The organism is Rickettsia sp. TH2014 (assembly GCF_019249195.1).
GTDB classification, from domain to species: Bacteria; Pseudomonadota; Alphaproteobacteria; order Rickettsiales; family Rickettsiaceae; genus Rickettsia; species Rickettsia felis.
The window spans coordinates 1-1,680 of record NZ_MXAX01000117.1; the positions used below are offsets into that span (position 1 = coordinate 1).

The following is a 1,680-nucleotide window of genomic DNA, read 5'->3' on the forward strand; positions in this document are numbered from 1 at the left end:
TGTAAGATTAAATCTCAACTATTACAGTTGTTTAATGTCAATAGGAAACCCAACGTTAAGAGCTTTTTTGAGCATACAATTTCTCCTTATATTAATTTAATGTGAGAAGAATATATAAAATAATATTTAAAAAATCAACAGCTTAATTAATTTTTTAAATCTTAATTAATAACCTATATTTTTCAAGATATTTATTAATTATAGCTATTATTTCCTCTAACCCTTCTTTACTAGCTGATTCGACTCTTGCAACTATAATAGATTCAGTATTAGAGCTACGTAGTAACCACCAACCATGTTCAGTATTTACACGCACACCATCTATATCGCTAAACTCTATTTTCTCTTCTAATAATTTTTCTTTAATCTCTTTAATAATTTGTAATTTTAACCTAGACGGAACAAAAATTTTAATTTCCGGTGTACTATAGCTTTTCGGTAAATCTTCTATTATCTCATCTAGCGTTTTATCCGATTTGCTAAGTAAATCTAAAAATCTAAGGGCTGCATAGATTGCATCATCAAAGCCAAAATATTTATCGGCAAAGAATATATGCCCGCTCATTTCACCGGCAAGTAAAGCTTTTGTCTCAAGCATTTTGCTTTTAATAAAAGGATGACCTGTTCGCCATATTATAGGATTCCCGCCAAATGACTTAATTCTATCAACTATTAACTGACTGGCTTTTACATCGACTATTATGGTTGCGTTTGGATTTTCTTTTAAAATATCCTCAGCAAATATACATAAAATTTGATCACCGAATAATATCTTGCCGTTCCCGCTTACAATACCGATTCTATCACCGTCACCGTCAAAAGCTATACCAAGGTTACAATTTTGTTCTTTAACTAATTTAATTAACTCTTGTAAATTAGCAGGGTTGGTAGGGTCAGGGTGATGGCTTGGAAAATTCCCGTCAATTTTACTATTTATGATTATATTCTTGTTTGAGAGATACTTTTTAAGTTCTTCAACAATATCGCCGGTTGCTCCGTTACCGCAGTCCCAAGCTACTTTTAATTTAGGATTAATATTTATTCCTTCTAAAATACGCTTTAGGTATTTAGATTGTATATTATGTCCATACTCTATGTCATTCCCGCGAAAGCGGGAATCCATGTCTCCATTTGTATTAATCTGGATTTCTGCTTTCGCAGGAATGATGCACGAGGGCGCAGGAATGACATGATTATCTAAAACCCTCGCCAGTAAATCCTGTATCTGATCACCGAAAAAAGATTTACCGTTTTGTAGTATTTTAAAGCCGTTATCGTCACGAGGGTTATGCGATCCCGTAACCATAATACTACCGGCAGACATAAATTGTTTATCGGCAAAATATAGTACGGGAGTTGGAACTACGCCAATATTTATGATTTCAGCACCTGCCTCAGTTAATCCTAATTCTAAGGCTTTACAAAGGGTAGGGGAGCTGAGCCGACCGTCTAAGCCAACACAGATTTTGTTGTTATCTTCCGTTATAGTCATCTCGGCAAAACAAAAGCCGATTTTATAATCTACTTCTTCTGTTAAATCCTTAAGGCTATTGCCTCTTATATCATAAGCTCTAAAAATTTCTTTGTTAATTTGCATAAAAACTGTCTTGAGTGTTACTGTATGGATCAAATTTTCCGTCATTGCGAGAAAAAATTGAAAATTTTGACGAAGCAATCTCA

Annotated in this window: 1 protein-coding gene; it reads right to left on the minus strand. The window is 33.7% G+C overall.

Going from position 1 to position 1,680, the window contains the following annotated elements; genetic code table 11:
- Positions 1-154: 154 nt before the first annotated feature.
- Positions 155-1,597, minus strand: coding sequence for a phosphomannomutase/phosphoglucomutase (locus KYQ89_RS02205; RefSeq protein WP_218460220.1), 1,443 nt, complete (start codon positions 1,595-1,597; stop codon positions 155-157).
- Positions 1,598-1,680 lie beyond the last annotated feature (83 nt).

Excerpts from the sequence above, each read along its gene's own strand:
- KYQ89_RS02205 (WP_218460220.1), bottom strand. The coding sequence starts at position 1,597 with ATGCAAATTAACAAAGAAATTTTTAGAGCTTATGATATAAGAGGCAAT.